This window comes from Pseudoalteromonas sp. D15MCD-2 (assembly GCF_038562745.1).
Classification (GTDB): Bacteria; Pseudomonadota; Gammaproteobacteria; order Enterobacterales; family Alteromonadaceae; genus Pseudoalteromonas.
Map to the genome: position 1 here is coordinate 917943 of NZ_JBCFQE010000001.1, position 19187 is coordinate 937129.

At 41.2% G+C, this 19187-nt stretch carries 12 protein-coding genes and 7 tRNA genes; 13 read left to right on the forward strand and 6 right to left on the reverse strand.

The features are described from left to right. Positions 1 to 140: 140 nt before the first annotated feature. Positions 141 to 2468, forward strand: a complete 2328-nt coding sequence (arcB, locus tag AADY36_RS04190) for an aerobic respiration two-component sensor histidine kinase ArcB (protein WP_054560773.1) — start codon at positions 141 to 143, stop codon at positions 2466 to 2468. A gap of 6 nt (positions 2469 to 2474) precedes the next feature. Here the strand turns inward: arcB and arcA are convergent, their stop codons facing one another. From arcA to trmB, 5 genes are all read right to left on the reverse strand, one after another. After that, entirely contained in the window at positions 2475 to 3191 is a 717-nt protein-coding gene (arcA, locus tag AADY36_RS04195) for a two-component system response regulator ArcA (protein WP_054551295.1), read from the reverse strand. A gap of 105 nt (positions 3192 to 3296) precedes the next feature. Beyond that, positions 3297 to 3818 (reverse strand): YfiR family protein, encoded by a 522-nt coding sequence (locus AADY36_RS04200; protein ID WP_054560772.1) that lies wholly within the window; start codon positions 3816 to 3818, stop codon positions 3297 to 3299. Further along, positions 3818 to 5440 carry an ATP-binding protein gene (locus AADY36_RS04205; RefSeq protein ID WP_342408544.1) on the reverse strand — a complete coding sequence of 541 codons (1623 nt, stop codon included), beginning with the start codon at positions 5438 to 5440 and terminating at the stop codon, positions 3818 to 3820. Before AADY36_RS04205 ends, AADY36_RS04200 begins: the two co-directional genes overlap by 1 nt. A gap of 118 nt (positions 5441 to 5558) precedes the next feature. After that, complete coding sequence (rsmC, locus tag AADY36_RS04210) at positions 5559 to 6587, reverse strand: 16S rRNA (guanine(1207)-N(2))-methyltransferase RsmC (RefSeq protein WP_054560770.1); 1029 nt, start codon at positions 6585 to 6587, stop codon at positions 5559 to 5561. Positions 6588 to 6604: 17 nt separating this feature from the next. Further along, a complete protein-coding gene (trmB, locus tag AADY36_RS04215; protein ID WP_054560769.1) occupies positions 6605 to 7330 on the reverse strand; it encodes a tRNA (guanosine(46)-N7)-methyltransferase TrmB in 726 nt (241 codons plus the stop codon). A gap of 218 nt (positions 7331 to 7548) precedes the next feature. Here trmB and mutY point away from each other — a divergent pair, with 218 nt between their 5' ends. After that, on the forward strand, positions 7549 to 8625 hold the full coding sequence (gene mutY / locus AADY36_RS04220) for an A/G-specific adenine glycosylase (RefSeq protein WP_446728732.1): 1077 nt from the start codon (positions 7549 to 7551) through the stop codon (positions 8623 to 8625). A 15-nt stretch (positions 8626 to 8640) separates the two neighbouring features. After that, positions 8641 to 8913 carry an oxidative damage protection protein gene (locus AADY36_RS04225; protein WP_036970432.1) on the forward strand — a complete coding sequence of 91 codons (273 nt, stop codon included), beginning with the start codon at positions 8641 to 8643 and terminating at the stop codon, positions 8911 to 8913. A gap of 40 nt (positions 8914 to 8953) precedes the next feature. On the opposite strand, the gene AADY36_RS04230 is transcribed toward AADY36_RS04225, so the two are convergent. Continuing rightward, positions 8954 to 11719 carry an ATP-binding protein gene (locus AADY36_RS04230; protein ID WP_342408545.1) on the reverse strand — a complete coding sequence of 922 codons (2766 nt, stop codon included), beginning with the start codon at positions 11717 to 11719 and terminating at the stop codon, positions 8954 to 8956. A gap of 263 nt (positions 11720 to 11982) precedes the next feature. Between AADY36_RS04230 and AADY36_RS04235 the strand changes: the two genes are divergently transcribed. The 10 genes from AADY36_RS04235 to AADY36_RS04280 all read left to right on the forward strand — a co-directional run bounded on the left by AADY36_RS04235 (position 11983) and on the right by AADY36_RS04280 (position 19041). Further along, positions 11983 to 12058: transfer RNA gene (locus AADY36_RS04235), tRNA-Phe, on the forward strand. A 70-nt stretch (positions 12059 to 12128) separates the two neighbouring features. Next, a tRNA-Thr gene (locus AADY36_RS04240) sits at positions 12129 to 12204 on the forward strand. Positions 12205 to 12230: 26 nt separating this feature from the next. Next, a tRNA-Phe gene (locus AADY36_RS04245) sits at positions 12231 to 12306 on the forward strand. 57 nt (positions 12307 to 12363) lie between these two features. Further along, positions 12364 to 12439: transfer RNA gene (locus tag AADY36_RS04250), tRNA-Thr, on the forward strand. Between the two features lie 26 nt (positions 12440 to 12465). Further along, positions 12466 to 12541, forward strand: a tRNA-Phe gene (locus AADY36_RS04255). 51 nt (positions 12542 to 12592) lie between these two features. Further along, a tRNA-Thr gene (locus AADY36_RS04260) sits at positions 12593 to 12668 on the forward strand. Between the two features lie 87 nt (positions 12669 to 12755). Then, a tRNA-Phe gene (locus AADY36_RS04265) sits at positions 12756 to 12831 on the forward strand. Between the two features lie 482 nt (positions 12832 to 13313). Then, entirely contained in the window at positions 13314 to 14720 is a 1407-nt protein-coding gene (locus AADY36_RS04270) for a TolC family protein (RefSeq protein WP_055022382.1), read from the forward strand. 2 nt (positions 14721 to 14722) lie between these two features. Then, positions 14723 to 15961, forward strand: coding sequence for an efflux RND transporter periplasmic adaptor subunit (locus tag AADY36_RS04275; protein WP_055022381.1), 1239 nt, complete (start codon positions 14723 to 14725; stop codon positions 15959 to 15961). Beyond that, the gene (locus AADY36_RS04280) at positions 15961 to 19041 is read left to right on the forward strand and encodes an efflux RND transporter permease subunit (RefSeq protein ID WP_342408546.1); all 3081 of its coding nucleotides are present in this window, start codon (positions 15961 to 15963) and stop codon (positions 19039 to 19041) included. Before AADY36_RS04275 ends, AADY36_RS04280 begins: the two co-directional genes overlap by 1 nt. Positions 19042 to 19187 lie beyond the last annotated feature (146 nt).

The window sequence follows — 19187 nt, forward strand, 5'->3', positions numbered from 1 at the left end:
GGTATTTTACATGAAAAAATATAAAAAAGCGGCGTTGATGAAAAAATTCTATGTTTATCGCACAATATGAATATTTCTAAAGGAATAGTGATAAAATTAGCTATGCTGTTTTTTTTCGATTATGTGCCTAAGCTTTATATATGATTGATTCTTCTTTGAGTCCGTGGGCTCGCACACTCTCAAGCTTTATTTCTAAGTATGGTGAGTTTAAAACTGCCGCCGCCTGTTATGCCTTATTATTGGTCATGTCGCTGATCTTATCGTGCATGTTTTATTATGTAGCAGTTGGAACGGTAACTTTAGTTGATGTTTTAGCGGTGATGTTCTTCACTGCGGTGGTATCGCCGATTTTAATAACTGTACTGCTTAACTCAATTCGCCAATTAGAAGCCTCTTATAGCTACCTAGATAGCGCAACCAAACAAGAAAAACTGCTCAACCAAACGCTAAAAGATAATATCAGTCGCTTAAACGAAGAGATTGATGAGCGTAAAATGGCGTTTCATGCCAAGCACAGAGCAATAGAAGAACTTAGACGCGAAATCGCCGAGCGTAAGAAAACCCAACAAGAGCTTGCGCAACAAGGCATGCTATTGCGCTCTATTGTCGACTCATCTCCCGATTTATTTTATTACCGCGATAACAATGGTGTATTTGCTGGCTGTAATAAAATGTTTGAACAAGTGATAGGTAAAAGTAGCGATGAGCTAATTGGTAAAAGTGTCGAAGAAATCTACCCAAGTGATTATTTACCAGAAGTACTGCGCACCGACAAAAAAGTATCTCAAACCCATCAAGCTCTGACGCTTGACGTTGAATACCCCGTTGATGGTGAAAAGCGCTGGTTTGAAATGCGTAAGTTACCTTTTATTAATGAAAAAGGTGAGTACATAGGTTTACTTGCCTTTGGCCGTGATATCACCAGTCGTAAAGAAGCAGCACAAGCCCTTGAAGCAGCTTATAAAGATAAAGGGAAATTCATTGCAACTTTAAGCCATGAATTAAGAACGCCGCTTAACGGTATTGTGGGTTTAACCCGCATGCTACTTGATACTGAACTCGATAAACAGCAACGTAGTTGGTGTAACACGGTGTTTTCAAGTGCCGAGACCCTTGGCAATATTTTTAATGATATTATCGACTTGGATAAAATTGACCGTGAGCAGCTCGATATTGTTGCTGACTCAGTCAATGTGGCCGACTTTATTAATGACGTAGTGAATTTTGCAGGCTTAATTGCTGAACAAAAAGGCCTTGAGTTCAATATTAAACGTAAAGGCACACTGGATGTTTACGCATCTCTTGATCCGACCCGTTTACGCCAAGTTGTTTGGAACCTTATCAATAATGCCGTTAAGTTTACTCAGCAAGGCCATGTAGAGCTTGAATGTCGTCGTGAGAATCGTGCCGATGGTCCGTGGTTAGTGATGCGTGTGAGCGACACGGGGCAAGGTATTCCACAAGAGCAGCTGCATCGTATTTTTGACATGTACTACAAAGCACCAGATATTAACGGTACCAATGCTATTGGCTCTGGTATCGGCCTTGCGGTAACAAAAGCACTTGTTAGCGCAATGAAAGGTGAAATTAATGTCAGCAGTACTGAAGGTGAGGGCAGTGTTTTTGTTGTTGAAATACCGCTTAAGCTTTGTATTGCGCCTACCGAGCAAAGTTATGCGGTACGCAGCTTAAACATTCTTTTAGTGGAAGATGTGCCGCTAAATGCTGAAATTGCTACTAACTTACTTGAGCAGCGTGGTCACGAAGTTATTTGGGCTGAAACTGGTGAGGATGCGCTGTCGTTTGTCTACACAGAAGATGACTTAGACCTAGTTTTACTTGATATGCAATTACCTGATATCAATGGTGATGAAGTTGCTCGTCAAATTCGTGACGATGAACACTTTGATAACTTACCAATCGTTGCCTTAACTGCCAACGTGCGTAGCGCCGAAGAAGAGCTTGCAGGTATTAATATTCAAGGTGCACTCGCTAAGCCTATCAATACCACTAAACTCGATAAAATGCTCGGTGAGTTATTTGATATCAAGCAGCAACAAAACTGTCAGCCTGAGCCAATCAAAGCTGTGACTGAAAAAGATTTATCGGGTATTCGCGTTGAGCTGCTCGATATAGAAACCATCGAAGACTTTGTAGGCTCAATGGGGCTGGTTATCTTTAATCGCAGTTGTGAGTTATTTAATAAGTTAAATCCTCAGTACCAAACTGAGCTGGCAGATGCGTTAGCGGCAGATGATAGAGAAGAGTACAAATCGGTGGCACATAAATTAAAAGGTGCAGCTGGCTCTGTAGGTTTAAACGATGTGCAGTTACATGCTAAGAAGATGGAACATGGCGCGCTTGAAGAAAGTAGTGAAGAGTTACAACAGTGGCTTGATGAACTCGCAGTGAAAATAAATGAAGGGCGTGACGCCCTCCAATTATTCTTACAACAGTTAGAAGATTAATTCTAATTAGCTGTCGATTTTACCAATGAAGCGATAGCCTTCACCATGGATGGTGCTGATCAGCTCAGATGTGCTGTTATCGCTTTCAAAGTGTTTTCTGATACGACGAATTGTTACGTCTACAGTACGGTCGTTAGCGCGAAGCTCACGGCCAGTCATGTGCTTGATTAATTGCTCACGGCTGAAGATACGGCCCGGTGAGTCAAGCATTAAGCGTAGCGCGCGGTATTCACCTTTAGGTAAACGTTTAGCGTCGCCGCTTGGAGATGTTAAACAACGGCTGTTTTCATCAAGTTCCCAACCGTTAAATGTGATAACACCATTTGTTTCGATATTCGCTTCTTCGCCACCTAGAGCTGTGCGCGAAATAAGGTTACGAGCACGAATAGTTAATTCGCGAGGGTTGAATGGTTTTGTGATGTAATCATCAGCACCAATCTCAAGACCTAAAATGCGATCAACGTCGTTGTCACGACCTGTTAAGAAAATTAAACCAACGTTACGTTTTTGACGTAATTCACGCGCTAAGATTAGCCCGTTTTTACCTGGTAGGTTGATGTCCATAACTACAAGGTTCACATCATCATTATTTGTAAGCTTGTCATGCATATCATCGCCATCAATGGCTTCAATAACTTTGTAACCTTCAGCTTCAAATAAACTAACGAGGTTTAGTCGAGTTACGTCTTCATCCTCTACGATCAGAATGACTGGCGTTTGCATTGTATATTAACCTTTTCGGAAATTTTATTTACAAAAATTCGGTATTATCAAGCAAAACCGAATACTAGAGATTATAGGATTAGATCCAATTGTTAACAAGTAAAATCAATTTGGATAAAACTTAGCCATAGCTAACAATCGAGATTGCACTTTAAAGTTATGCTGCAATACGTGCTGCTTATTGATATACAGTCGGATTTTATTTCCTTCTTGAACCAGAGAGGCTATACCGCCATTTTCTAAAAAGCTGATACTTTCACCTATAGTTAAAGTATCCAATGAAATTGTATCGGTCCAAAGTGGAAGTATATCATTTTCTAATGTTTCATCAATGTATGTGATATCACAAACTTGAGAAAGTTCAGAAATTTGCTGGGTTTTTTTCACTAATATAACGTTAATTGGTTTTTTGTTAATTTGCAGTTCATTTCTGTCTTTAAGGAACGCCCCTGGACCTTTATCTAAGTCATAAAAACAGAATGAAATAGGAGGAGGGTTCACTTGGTCATTAAACTTCGTGAACTTAGCAATTTGATACAAAAAGGCTGATTTAACTTGGTCTGGTGATTTGGCAAATGCAGGGCATACAACAAGCAAAGCTAATAAGATACAACTTACTAATCTCATTACGCTGCACCTTCTTGCAATGGCAGAGTAATAATAAAGTGAGCCCCTTCGTCAGCTAGTTCATCGTATACGATGCTACCACCAAGTGCTTGAGTCACTAAGTTATAAACTAGGTGCATGCCCAAACCACTGCCACCTTCACCACGTTTAGTAGTTACAAATGGGTCGAAAATACGTTTGCGAATTGATTTCTCAACGCCAATACCATTATCGAAGTAGTGAATACTCAAGCTACTTTCGTTGCGATCAACATTAAAGGTGATTTCATTATCTTGGTTATCGCTAAATGCATGTATAACAGAGTTGCTTAGCAGCTGTTGTAGTACTTGTTGTAAAGGCCCCGATTTGGTTTCAATACTAACGTCATTGCTACAGTTAATCGTAATTTTAGGATTACGATATTGAATCTCTGAGCGCATCGACATCACCACATCATTTAATAAATCATTTAAATTGATTTTGGTGCTGACTTCTACATCTTGATTAACAGCCACTTTCTTAAAGCTAGATACGAGCTCTGCTGCACGGTTAAGATTGCGATAGATAAGATCGAGGTTTTCAATGCCGTCATTAATAAAGCGTTTTAAGTGTGCTGAAGTTAAAGTTTTTTGTTCAAACTGCGCGTGAATTTCTGCCAGCTTATCACGTAACAGCGTTGAGCCTGTAATACCTAACCCAATAGGTGTGTTAACCTCATGAGCAACACCTGCAACCATTTGCCCCAGTGACGCCATTTTCTCATTTTCGACGATTTGGTTTTGGTATTGGTGCATACGCTCAAGGGTATTGAGCAGCTCTTGGTTAGCCTCACGTAATGCGATTGTTCGTTGATTTACTTTTTCTTCAAGGCTTTGGTTAAGTTGTTTTATTTCTTGTTTGTCTTTTTCGTGGCGCTCAATTTGTTTTTGAGTGCGCGAGAGCATAATATTTAAGCTGCCCGCTAGCTGGTTTATTTCATCAATATTGGTTTTTTGTGCGCGAGTATCATAGTTATGGTTTTTCGACACGTCTTGCAGTAGGTTACTTAGCTCATCAATAGGGTTTGCAATGCGTTTTTGAATACGTCTAGCAACAAAGTACACCAGAACTAAAACGAACAAGGTGAGTAAAATATCAATGATAATTTTACGATTGATATATTGGTTTAACCTGTCTAAGCCGCCGCGAATATACACGTAACCTATAGTGTCGCCTTCGTATACGATAGGCGTTATTAGCTCTATATCTTTATCTGTGAAGCGTGGCTCTAACAGGCTATCTATGCTGCCAACCTTAATGGGTACTGGTGGGGTTCGGTTGGCATTAAAGCTACTAAAAAATACTGGCTCGTTTGATAACTCATCGATTGAATAAATATGGATATTTTTAATAAGCGGCACAGATTCAAATGACTTTAAGCGCTCAGATTCGGTCTCGTTATCGTCAAATAACACGGTGATTTGGGCGTTGTAGGCAATTATTTTCGATAGGATAGAGATTTTATCGACAATCAGCGCTTTTTGCTCTTTTACGTCTAGATAGGTCGAAATAGAAATAGACAAAGACAAGCATAACGCAGTGACTAGCATTACCGCATTGGTCAACGCTTTACGAATACTTGTTTGTGTCGAAAATATCGGCATGCGCTATAGAAGGCCAGAATTTTTGTTATTAGTAAGAGTTTAGTCTAGCAAAGACATTTGAAAGTAACTAAATATTTTAAAAAATATTTTTGCTACGAATAAGCTATTTACTCAACTTTTATTTAGCTGAGTAAACGGCAAATTTAGTATTTTTGAAATCTGTGCTGTATTGGCCAAATTGTGCTTCTAAAATCGGTGGGTATTTTAAGAAGCTGTTTGCAACTATGGTCAATTTACCTTGCTTGCTCAAGTGTTGCTTTGCTGAGCTAAGAAATGCTTCGGCAATGGTGTAATCTGTGGCAATCCCCGTATGGAACGGTGGATTACTGATGATTAGGTCAAATTTACCATTAATATCAGTTAAGCCATCACTCAAAATTGCTTGGCCTTTGAGGTCATTTAACGCAAGCGTTTGCTCAGTGGCGTAAGTTGCAAGAGCACTTACATCGCTACATACAAATTCAAGCTCAGGCTGCTTTAAACCTAAGTAAGTAGCAATAATGCCAGCGCCACAAGCAAAGTCGAGTACTTTACCCTTGCTAACAGTTGGCGCATTATTCAGAAGTACCGCAGTGCCTACATCAAGCGCACCGTGGTTAAATACGCCTGGAACACTGATCGCAGTAAATTCAATATCGCCGGCTTTTACTTGGAATTGTTTGTGGTAACGGCTAATAGCAAAGTTATCGTTTAGCGTAAGTTCAGAGAATAAATACAGAATACAGTGCTTGGCACTATCGATCTTGTTACTAAAACCACAGTGGTCTTTTAGTTGTTTCTCTGCTGATTTAACACCGCTTTTATTTTCACCTACTACAAATAGTTGCGCATCTTGATGACAAACAGCACGAATGTTATCAAGGCACATTTGTGCTTCTGGCTTTGCTTTTGGATAATAGTAGATAACTAAATCGTAGTTATTATTTGGAATAGTGTGATCAACCACTGCATGTATCCCGGCTATTTTGCTGGCATACATAGCATTTGCATGGTTATAACTGAACGCAGTAATTTTTGCGTCGGGATTTAGCGCTTTAAGTTCGCGTAAAAAGCCATCTTGCTCAAAGTTAACCACTAAAATCGATTGCCCAACAAGTTCGTCTTCATTACGAAGCAATAGTAAACTTGGGTTGGTTAACTTACTCATGCTGCTTTTACCTTTTATTACTTAGTACGCTCGAACATTAGATCCCATACGCCGTGACCTAAACGGTGACCGCGCTGCTCAAATTTTGTCAGTGGACGTGAATCTGGGCGAGGAACGTAATCGTTAGTTTCTGATTGGTTTTTGTAGCCTTCAGCCACTTGCATTACTTCAAGCATATGCTCTGCATAATTTTCCCAGTCAGTCGCCATATGGAAAACACCGCCAATTTTTAATTTGCTACGTAATTTTTGTGCAAACTCTGGTTGTACGATACGACGCTTATGGTGACGTTTTTTATGCCATGGATCAGGGAAGAATAATTGCAGCTTAGATAAGCTTTCATCGGCAATACAGTCAGCAAGCACTTCAACCGCATCATGCTCGAATACGCGTAAGTTTGTTACACCAGCTTCATCGGCATCCATTAAACAAGCACCTACACCTGGGCGGTGAACTTCAATACCAATGAAATTAAGTTCTGGTGCGTTTTTAGCCATTTCAACTAGCGATTTGCCCATACCAAAACCGATTTCTAGTACCACATCGTTATCGTTACCAAACACTTCTGCTAGGTTTAGCATGCCATTTTTGTGCTCAAGGCCCATAGTTGGCCAACACTTCTCGATGGCTGCCGCTTGGCCTTTTGTTAGGCGACCTTCGCGCTTAACGAAACTACGAATCGTGCGGATGTATTTACCCTCTTGCTTTGCTTGCTCGAGGTTTGGGTTACTTGAGTCACTCATATATTTTGGCCTGATTAAAATACTGACTATAGAAAAAGGTTGCGTATTATCCCTGACCTGCGCCTTGAGTACAATAGTCAGGGCCTGTTTATCTTTCGAGATTAATATTGCGATCATGTACGAGCTATTTAGATAGAGCAGAGCCTCTTCGGCTTGCTTGGCCTAACTAACTGCAATAGACTTGGCCGAAATGAGCTTCAGCAAGTAAAGATGTTATTTTGAATTTAAGCAATAAGGAGTCAACCTGGTTTGCAAACCAAGTGGTTGACTGGTACCACCTTCACGGTCGTAAAACTCTGCCATGGCAGCTAAATAAAACCCCTTATAAGGTATGGATCTCTGAGGTCATGCTACAGCAGACCCAAGTAGTAACTGTTATTCCTTACTTTGAAAAGTTTATGCAAAGCTTTCCTGACATCATTGCGCTTGCTAATGCGGATGAAGATCAGGTGCTTCACCATTGGACTGGGCTTGGCTATTACGCCCGTGCGCGCAACTTACATAAAACGGCAAAAATTGTTCGTGATAAATACCAAGGTAAATTTCCAACCACGCTTGAAGAGGTGATGGACTTGCCGGGTATTGGACGTTCAACTGCTGGGGCAATTTTGTCTTTATCACTTGGCCAACATCACCCAATTTTAGATGGTAATGTTAAACGAGTACTGGCACGCTTTTTTATGGTTGAAGGCTGGTATGGAGTGAAAAAGGTCGAAAATCAGCTTTGGTCATTATCATCGCAATTAACGCCTAAAGAGTCGGTCACTGAGTTCAATCAGGCAATGATGGATTTAGGTGCAAGTCTTTGTTCGCGAAGTAAGTTTGACTGTGAGCCTTGCCCTTTAAATAGTAAATGCCTTGCTTTTAAAGAAGGTAAAGTTAAAGAGTTCCCGCATTCAAAGCCGAAAAAAGCTGTGCCGAAAAAGTCATGTTATCAACTTATACTAGCCTGCGATAATAAGGTGCTTATGGAAAAGCGCCCAAGCTCAGGGATATGGGGTGGTTTGTTTGGCTTTTTTGAGTTTAGCGAATTATCTGAGCTAGAAACATTTTTAGCCCAGCATGGTTTATCAAACAATACGCAGGCACTTGAAGCCTTTACCCATGTATTTTCGCATTTTGAGCTAACCATCAACCCACATGTTTTAACCTTGCCGAGTATTCCAGATCTTATTAATGAGCGGCAACTAGTTTGGTATCCGCTTGATGAGTCAGTTGAGGTTGGCCTTGCAGCCCCAACGAAAAAGCTGGTTAAACAATTAAGCGCAATAGATTACAATAGCATCACGCAATAAGAGTAGAGAGCAATTATGGCACGCACAGTATTTTGTCAAAAGTTACAAAAAGAAGCTGAAGGCTTAGGCTTCCAACTATACCCAGGTGAACTAGGTGAAAAGATTTTCAACAACATCAGTAAAGAAGCATGGGGCCAATGGCAACATAAGCAAACGATGTTGATCAACGAAAAACATCTGAACATGATGGACCCTGAGCACCGTGCTTTTTTAGAAGAGCAAATGGTAGGTTTCTTATTTGAAGGTAAAGACGTGGAAATTGAAGGCTACCGTCCTCCAGAAAAATAAACGAAGAAATTAAAAGTAAAAAGGGCCAATAGGCCCTTTTTTAATGTGTTGCTTCTTGCTCAGCTCTTTGTATTTGCTCTTTTAAGAATTGAGCTACTTTGGAGTATTCAATTTCATAACTATCGCGCAGTTCAATTAAATCATCGCTTAACAGTTCATCTTCTTTGCAGCGTTGTTCAAATACCGCTGCTAGTTCTGCAACTTTCATTGCACCAATCGTTTTTGAGATTGACTTGAGCTGATGACAGGCTGAAATTATTTTCTCTAAGTCTTGCTCAATAACACCACTGTTGATTTCTTTACTAAGTTGATTACTTTGCTCTAAATACATTTTGAAAAAGCGTAGTTTCTTTGCTTCATCATTGTTTACATAGTTAGCAAGCATCGCCATATCAATAGGGGCTGTGGGTCTTTTAACTTCAAGTTTAGTGGCTTCAGGGTTCGTTTTGTATGCACATTTGTGCAAAGTGGCCTCGAGCACATTTAGCTCAACAGGCTTGGTGATGTAATCATTCATCCCTATGCTTAAACAGCGTTCTTTTTCGCCCTTAAGGGCATTGGCGGTGATAGCAATCACATAAGGTTGCGCGTTAATATCTTCAAGCTGCGATGCTTCATGACGAATTTTTTCAACCATATCGTAGCCTGACATTTTCGGCATGTGTAAATCGGTCAAGATAATTGAGTGTTTACCTTCACGCCATACTTCAAGGCCTTTTTCACCATTTTCAGCTACTTCAACACCATAACCTAATAGATGGAGCTGATCAGTTAACACTTGCTGATTTAATACGTTGTCTTCAACAAGCAATACAAGTTTGTTCTCTTCGCGGGCTTTATCAACACTTAAATAGTCGTTAAATGACTTAGCCGAAGCAATTTGTTTTGGCTTATGTAAACCTGCAGCCACTAGTAGCGACATCATAAAGTTAGACTTACACAGCGGTGCAGCATTTAGATAGAAGATATTTTTATGATTAACAGCGGCTTCATCTAGTTTACTTAACACAATTACTTGCTGTTTATTGTCTTCTAAGGTGTATAGCAAGCGACGTAAGATATAGTTAATATCTTCCATGGTTTCGATACCATCGAGGATCCAAATAATATCTTTTTTATCTTGTTCAGCTTCGATTTTGTCGCTGCTATCAGCAATAACAGGTGTTGCCCCCATAAATGATAGATAACGAGTAAGTAGTTTTTTTCGGCCATCATGATTGGTTACAACTACAACACGTTGGTCTTTCATAACCTGCTTGTGAGCATATTCAACTTTACCTTGTGTACTAAAAGGTAACTCGACAACAAACTCACTACCAATACCTAAATCACTTGTTACAGAGATGGTACCTAGCATTAGCTCAGTTAAGCTTTTACAAATCGATAAGCCTAAACCAGTACCACCGTATTCACGGGTGATTGAGCCTTCAGCTTGAATGAATGGGTTAAAGATTTCGCGAAGCTGTGCTTGCGTCATACCCTTGCCGTTGTCTAATACGCTAAAACGCAGGGTGTAGTGATCAGTGGTGTTTTGAGCCACCTCTACCGAGATTTTAACGTGGCCTTTATGTTTATCATCAGTACTAGTGAACTTAATTGCATTACTGCATAGGTTATAAAGTACTTGGCGAACACGCACCGTATCACCAATCAAATTTGTAGGGATATCTGGCGCAATTGCCAGCTCTAATTCAAGGTCACGCTTTTTGGCCACCGATGATAAAACACGAGCGACTTCTTCAATGGTGTCTGACACTGAGAAAGGAATATTATCGATATTCAGTTTACCTGCTTCGATTTTCGAGAAATCGAGAATGTCATCTAATATGCCTAATAAAGAAAATGCAGAATCACGAATAATTGTACTTAATCTGTGCTGCGCACCATCAAGCTCAGTTTGGCGAAGTAAGTCAATGGTACCGATAACCCCATTCATAGGGGTGCGAATTTCATGGCTCATGGTTGCCAAGAAAGTCGTTTTGGTCTCGTTTGCCTGTTCGGCTTTGAGAGTTGCTTGCTCAAGAGCTAGAGTACGGTTTTGTACTTCGTTTTCTAGACCACTTTGTAGTTTCTGTAAATCTGCCTGAGCAGCTTTGTTTTCTGTTATTGCTGATTGAACTTTATTAAGTAATAAATTGATATTTTTTGCTACTGAATCCAAACCAAAATCTAGGTTTTCATTTACTTGGGCTTGGTAGTCAGCATTGTCTGTGATGGCCATTAACTCACTGCTTAATGACTCACTACTTTTAGTAAAACGCTTATTAATAAAGATACTTAAGGCAAAAGATAAAATAGCCAGTGCTACTAAAGTCAATGCGGCTAAACCATATGCAAGACCTGCAGACTGCGCAATGGGTTCAGCAATCGGGTGTTGCTTTATAACTAGTTCACCAACTGGTTGATCATTAAACTCTAACACCGTATGAATAAGGGTGTTTTGTTCTAGCTTTTGATTAACTTTACTGGCTTCGATTAGCTTCTTATTACTGGCGTATACAAGCGATACATCGCCGTTGAATTCATATCGATATAAATAGTAATCAAAGCCATCATTAAGCAGGTGACTTAAATCGAGAACCTCTTTTACTTTATCTTGGCCAGGCATAGTTAATGCGCTGATTAGAGGTGCTGAAAGCTGATTTGATAATTGCTGCGCTGTGATAGTTGGTTTGCTATCTTGCTGAGTTACTTCACTTGTTGGATAAAAAGAGTAAGCAACAACCGCAAGTAGGGTGATGACAAGATTCGTGATTATAAAAAGCGGTAGTAGGCCTTTTACAGGTGAATTTGATTTACTTGGCATGGCTTTAGTCCAACAAATTATACAGCATCATTAAGCATATTCTTGATTATTGGACAATCCTACCATCTATGAAGAAAAATTCACCACGTTTTTAACATAGGTAACCCTTTTATGATGAGGGTCAACCAAAAAGCACAAAGTTTGTAGATTAAATAAGCTAAAAACTATTAAAAACAGCAATCTTGATTGAAAACTGTGCAAACAGTTAGAATCCTCAAAAAAAAGTTGACTTGAGAAGGCAAAACCCGTTTAATACGCCGCACGCCCAGATAGCTCAGTCGGTAGAGCAGAGGATTGAAAATCCTCGTGTCGGTGGTTCGATTCCGCCTCTGGGCACCATTATTTAATATATTGGTGTTTAATTTATGCTTTAAACATCAGTATCGTGCATAGCACACAGATTTAGTGTGCCGACTTAGCTCAGTTGGTAGAGCAACTGACTTGTAATCAGTAGGTCATCCGTTCAACTCGGATAGTCGGCACCATTTATTTTTAAACGAAAGTTTAAAATGCCCAGATAGCTCAGTCGGTAGAGCAGAGGATTGAAAATCCTCGTGTCGGTGGTTCGATTCCGCCTCTGGGCACCATTATTTGATAATCTCTTTTAAAGTGATTATAGTGCACAACGCACGCGATTTTAGTGTGCCGACTTAGCTCAGTTGGTAGAGCAACTGACTTGTAATCAGTAGGTCATCCGTTCAACTCGGATAGTCGGCACCATTTATTCTTAAACGAAAGTTTAAAATGCCCAGATAGCTCAGTCGGTAGAGCAGAGGATTGAAAATCCTCGTGTCGGTGGTTCGATTCCGCCTCTGGGCACCATTATTTATAATCACAATGTGATTAAGTGCTAAACGCACACAGGTTTAGTGTGCCGACTTAGCTCAGTTGGTAGAGCAACTGACTTGTAATCAGTAGGTCATCCGTTCAACTCGGATAGTCGGCACCATTTATTTTGCCCAGATAGCTCAGTCGGTAGAGCCATCGGGAATTGCATTGAAAATCCTTGTTGATATTCTGCATAAAACTAAATATTGCCCAGATAGCTCAGTCGGTAGAGCAGAGGATTGAAAATCCTCGTGTCGGTGGTTCGATTCCGCCTCTGGGCACCATTGATTCAAAGCCTCGCAATCGCGAGGCTTTTTTGTTTCTGTCCCTCCAAATCACGATTTTACATCCTGTAGATGTGAAGTTTATTTCGCGCGATGAACATAAGAGCTATCAGCTTTCAGGTTTTAAATACATAAGTTAGCGAGTTAGCAAGGGGAAAGAGTAAAGTTAGATTGTGCCCGCACATTGCTATGGCTAAACCCGGTACCGTAGGCGTGAAATTTATTTCGCGCGAATAAGAATAATAAGTTCTTGTATAAGAGAATAACTACATGGAAGATTTTCGATAGCTGATAGCTGATAGCTGATAGCTGATAGCTGATAGCTGATAGCTGATAGCTGATAGTTTGCAACTTACCTCCATTTCCCTACCGTTCATCGTCCCCAAATGTAAGGCAGTGTAATGTTATGTAAAGTCAGTTGAGCAAAACTTAACGTGGTGCTTGAATTACACTCATAAATAGATGTTTTTCAGGTTTTTAGAATGAATTGGCAATATAAGCCGAGTTTATTGGCTTTAAGTGTAATTTTGCTAAGTGCATGTGCGAGCAAGCCGACTCACAATGAACGAGTTGCTGAGCTTGATACTGTACCAAGTGCATGGCAGCAACTCCCTTCTGGCGACAAGGCGCTTGCTGTTGAAGATAACTGGTTGCAGCAATTACACGACCCTCAAGTTTTTACTTTAGTTGAGCAAGCATTAGCCCATAACCAAGCGATTTTACAAGCGGGCTATGATGTCGCGATTAAAGAGCAGCAGCTTATTGCTGCTGGGGCTGATTTATGGCCAAGCCTTGATTTATCAACACGTGCCAGCCGTAGTAAAGATAACCGCCCTGTTAGTTATAACAACGCTAGTTCTGCATCATTAGAATTAAGCTACGAAGTTGATTTATGGGGTAAATTATCGGCCTCAGAACGACAAGCAAACCTTGAATACCTAGCTGAAAAAGCCACCTTTGCACAAAGCAAACAACAATTAGTCGCTGATGTGGTAGCGGGTTGGTTTGATGTTATTACGAACCACAAATTACTTGAGCTATATAAGCAGCGTGAGCAAAACGCTGAGAAAAATTTAGATATTATTGAGTCAGGTTATCGCCAAGGTTTAAATGAAGCACTTGATGTTTATCTTGCTCGTAATGAGCTAAATACCGAGCGCTCGAACATTGCAGCGCAGCAAGCAACGTTAACTAAATCGATTCGCGATTTAGAGCGTTTAACAGGCCAATACCCAACTGGCGCGTTAAGCGTTAGTGCAGATTTACCTCTACTCGATAGTGCTATTCCACTTGGTTTACCTTCAGAGCTTATTACTCGCAAACCTGAGTTAATGGCAAGCTGGTATCAATTACTTAGCACCGATGCTGGTCTTGCTTATGCGCATAAACAGCGTTTTCCGAGCTTAAATCTTTCTGCATCAATGAGTGATAGCACAGATAGAGTGAGCGACTTATTTTCGCCATCAAGCTTAGCGTGGTCGCTGATTGGTAGTATTTCGATGCCGCTTTTTGAAGGGGGTCGCTTAAAAGCCAATGAAGAACAAGCAAGGCTAAGCGTTAAGCGCCAAGAACAGGCGTATCTTGCCACACTTTATGATGCGTTTAACGATGTTGAAACAGCCATCAGTCAAGAGCAAGCGCTTAAAGTACGCTACGAAAAAACCTTAGAAGCGCAAGAAAATGCCATTACCGCAGAGGCATTAGCGTTTGAACAATATCAAAGTGGCTTGGTTACCTACACCACGGTACTCGATGCACAAGACCGTTCGTTCAATGCGCAAAGCTCGGTAATCGAAATTAAAAACCAGTTAATTATTAATAGAATCAACTTACATATTGCCCTTGGTGGTGATTTTAGTGAAGCAAACAGCGAAGTAGCAGAGCAATAATCATGAATAGCAAGACACGTAAAATTTTAATTCCATTGGTAGTAATTGTTGTGACGGTACTGCTTGTCATGTTTATTAAAGGCAACCCGCCTCAAGCAAACCGTTTTTCTTCACCTCCAAAAGCAAAAGTAAATGTGGCAGTTAAGACCTTAACACCAGAAACCTATCAGGTGATGATTGATAGTTTTGGCACCGTAAAGCCACGTACGCAAAGTATGCTAGTCGCGCAGGCTTCAGGGCAAATTATCGAAATTAGTGAGCAATTTCGTGAAGGTGGCTTTTTCGAAAAAGGCGATGTGTTGTTGCAACTAGATGATCGAGATCACCGCGCCGAAGTAAAATCAGCGCAAGCGGCTTTATTAACCGCTGAGCAAAGCCTACTTGAAGAGCAAGCTCGTGGTCGTCAAGCTATTACTGATTGGGAGCGCTTAGGCAAGGGTGAACAAGCAAGTAGCCTGGTATTGCGTAAGCCACAACTTGCAGCAGCCGAGGCAAGTGTATTGTCTGCCCAAGCGACGCTTGAAAAAGCCAAACTTGATTTAGAGCGTACAAAAATAACTGCTCCATACGCGGGGCGAGTTTTAAGCCGCAGCGTAGATTTAGGCCAAGTGGTGAGTAATAACATGGAACTTGCCAGCATTTATGCGATTGACCGTGTTGAAATTCGCTTACCAATCAAAAATAAAGATCTGCCGTTCATTAACTTACCAGAACAATTTCGTGATGGTGCTAAAAATAGCGCAGGTTCACTCGTTAAATTTAGCTCAGATCTTGTTGGTAAACAGCAATGGCAAGGTCAAGTTATTCGCACCGAAGGGGCCATTGATGAAAGCGCGCAGCAGCTTTACGTGGTTGCACAAATTAATGACCCTTACAAAGCCACTTCTGCGAATCAGTATCCAATTAAAATTGGTCAGTACATCAAAGCGCAAATTACCGGCAAAGCGGTTGAAAATGCCATTGTGATCCCAAACAGCGCAATTTACCAAGGCACGTACGTTTATATTGAAGAGCAAGGTGTATTACGTCGTAAAAACATCTCACTGGCTTGGCAAAACGCGACTCAAGCTATGGTTGCCGAAGGCTTATCAGCAGGAGAACACTTAGTGATTACTCCGCTTGGACAAGTTAGCTCAGGTACACAAGTTACCGTTATGGGTAGTGAAGCATATCAAGCTACGCGTGGTAAAGCACAGCGCCCAAGCAATCAAGAGCCGCCTAAAGAGCAAGGAGCGCAATAATGATCGCTTGGTTTACAAAGAATCATGTTGCAGCAAACTTATTGCTGATCAGCATTTTATTAGCGGGGCTATTTAGCGTTTCGACGCAAATACCACTCGAAGTGTTCCCTTCATTTGAAGCAGACCGTATCAGTGTTAGCGTGACCTTACGTGGCTCAACACCTGAAGATGTTGAAAAAGGTGTCGCTATCCGTATTGAAGAAGCGGTGCAAGATCTCGAAGGGATCAAGCGTATTACTAGCCGCTCATCAGAAGGCTCTGCCTCGGTATCAATTGAAGTAGATACCGGCTATGACCCACGGGAGCTATTAGCCGATATAAAAAGCCGGGTTGATGCCATTAACACTTTTCCGGTTGATGCCGAAAAACCAGTTGTAGCCCTTGCACAGCGCACTCGTGAAGTAATAGCGGTAACCGTGTCGAGTGAATACGGCGAAAAAGAAACTTTAGAATACGCCGAGCAGGTACGTGATGACTTATTACGCTTGCCAGAAATCACTCAGGTAGAGCTAAGTGGGGTGCGTGATTACGAAATTGCTATTGAAGTAAGCCAAGATACATTACGCCAATATGATTTACGCTTATCGGACATTTCTTCAGCAATTAGTAATTCAAGTACCGATGTTTCTGCAGGTAACTTAAAAACACAAGGGGGTGATGTACTCATTCGCTCAAAAGGCCAAGCCTATCGTAAAGATGAGTTTGCCCAAGTTGTGGTGAAGTACCAAGCTGATGGTACCATTATTCGCCTAGGTGACATTGCTCGTATTACTGATGACTTCGAAGAAACCCCAGTTCGCACGCGATTCAATGGTAAGCAAGCGGCGTTTATTGATGTGTACCGTATTGGTCCGCAAAGTGCGATTGAAGTTGCTGATGCGGTAAAAAATTACATTACCGAGCATCAAAGCCAGCTACCTGAAGGGTTTGAGTTAAGCTTTTGGGATGACGACTCTGAAATCGTGAAAAGCCGTATTGCTACACTGACAACCAATGCTATTCAAGGTGGTATTTTAGTTCTTGCATTACTTACCTTGTTCTTGCGTCCTGCCATTGCGTTTTGGGTGTTTATTGGTATCCCTGTGTCATTCATGGGCGCGTTTTTAGCAATGCCAATTTTTGGTATTACGCTTAATGTAATGAGTTTATTTGGTTTTATTTTGGTACTTGGTATTGTTGTTGATGATGCCATTGTGACCGGTGAAAATGTCTACACCCACCTAAAAACAGCCGAAAGTGGTGAGCAAGCTGCTATTCGTGGTACGCAAGAAGTTGCGACACCCGTTACCTTTGGTGTACTTACAACGGTTGCTGCATTTTTACCATTAGCCTTTATCGAAGGTAACCGTGGTGCCTTATTTGCGCAAATTCCTGTTGTCGTTATTCCGGTATTACTGTTCTCTTTAATAGAGTCTAAATTTGTTCTGCCGGCTCACTTAAAGTACTTAAAACTACGAAGTGAAAAAAGTAATCCGTCAAAACTGCAGCAGTTTCAGCAGCGTTTTGCCGATGGCTTTGAACACGCCATTATGAAGTACTATCAGCCGCTACTAAATGTTGCACTAAAGAATAAATTAGCAACTGTCAGCTTGTTCGTAGGGGTTTTCTTCATCATTTTGACCCTGATCACCAGCGGTTGGACGAAGTTTATATTCTTCCCACGTATACCAAGTGAAACCGTTCGCGCAGAGCTAACATTCCCTGCTGGAACACCGTTTGAAGTGACCAACAAGTACATCATTAAAATGTCAGACAAGGCAAAAGAATTACAAGACAAGTATCGCGATGAAGATGGTCAAAGCGTGATTTTAAATATTTTGGCAACCACGGGTGGCCGTGGTGGTTCGTCAAATACAGGTAGTGTGCGCTTTGAAATCACACCAGCCGAAAAACGTGAATCAGATATCGGCTCTCGAGAGCTTGCCAGTGAATGGCGTGACCTTATTGGTATTATACCGGGCGCAGAGAGTGTGACTTTCCGTGCTGAATTTGGTCGCAGTTCAGATCCTATTGATGTGCAGCTAAGTGGCAGCTCAATCGACACCCTTGAAGCTGTGGCAGAAAAGGTAAAAGAGCGTTTAGCAACTTACCCAACTGTGTACGAAATTGCTGATAGCATGTCAGATGGTAAAGACGAGCTGCAAATTGAGCTAACAGAGCAAGGTTTAGCGCTTGGTTTAAACCGTGTTGATGTATCACAGCAAGTGCGTAATTCCTTCTTTGGTGCGCAAGTTCAACGTATTCAACGTGGTCGTGATGATGTGCGTGTAATGGTGCGTTTGCCAATTGAAGAACGTCGCTCAGTTGCTGATTTAACCGATATTTTAATTAAAACCCCAACGGGTGGCACAGTGCCATTGTCGCATGTGGCGACCTTAGTACCGGGGCAAAGTCCATCGTCTATTTATCGTATTGATCGCTATCGCACGTTGAATGTGACAGCCGATGTTGAAAAATCAAATACCAATATGACGGTACTGCAAGCAGATTTAAAAACCTACTTAGATGAGCTCATGGTGCAATACCCAGGGGTTGATTACTCTCTCGAAGGTGAAGCCAAAGAGCAGCGAGAGTCATTTGGTTCATTGGCTTGGGGCCTCGTGTTTGTATTCTTTATTATTTATGCGTTATTAGCGATACCGTTTAAATCATACTTACAGCCATTAATTGTGATGAGTGTTATTCCGTTTGGCATGATAGGTGCGGTAATGGGCCACTGGGTAATGGGCATGGAGTTAACCATTATGAGCTTACTTGGCATGTTAGCCCTGATAGGTGTTGTAGTGAATGACTCTTTGGTACTGGTTGATTTTATCAATAAGAAACGTGAAGAGGGCGGTGATTTACTTGAAACCGTTAAGCTTGCCGGTGCGGCACGTTTTCGCCCTGTTATGCTAACCAGTTTAACCACCTTTATTGGCTTAATGCCGCTGTTATTTGAAAAAGCAACGCAAGCACAATTCCTTATTCCAATGGCAGTAAGCCTTGGTTTTGGGATTATCTTCGCAACGCTTATCACCTTGCTATTAGTGCCAGTTAATTATCTATTAATGGAGCGTTTTCAAGGGTGGTTTAAGTAGGGGCGATAGGTTAAAAGCATGTGTGTTGGGTAGAGTGAAGTGAAACCCAACGCACAGGAGCTTTCAGCTTTCAGCCCTCAGCTATCAGAAAAACAAATAAGTTAACGAGTTAGCAAGGGGAAAGAGTAAAGTTAGATTGTGCCCGC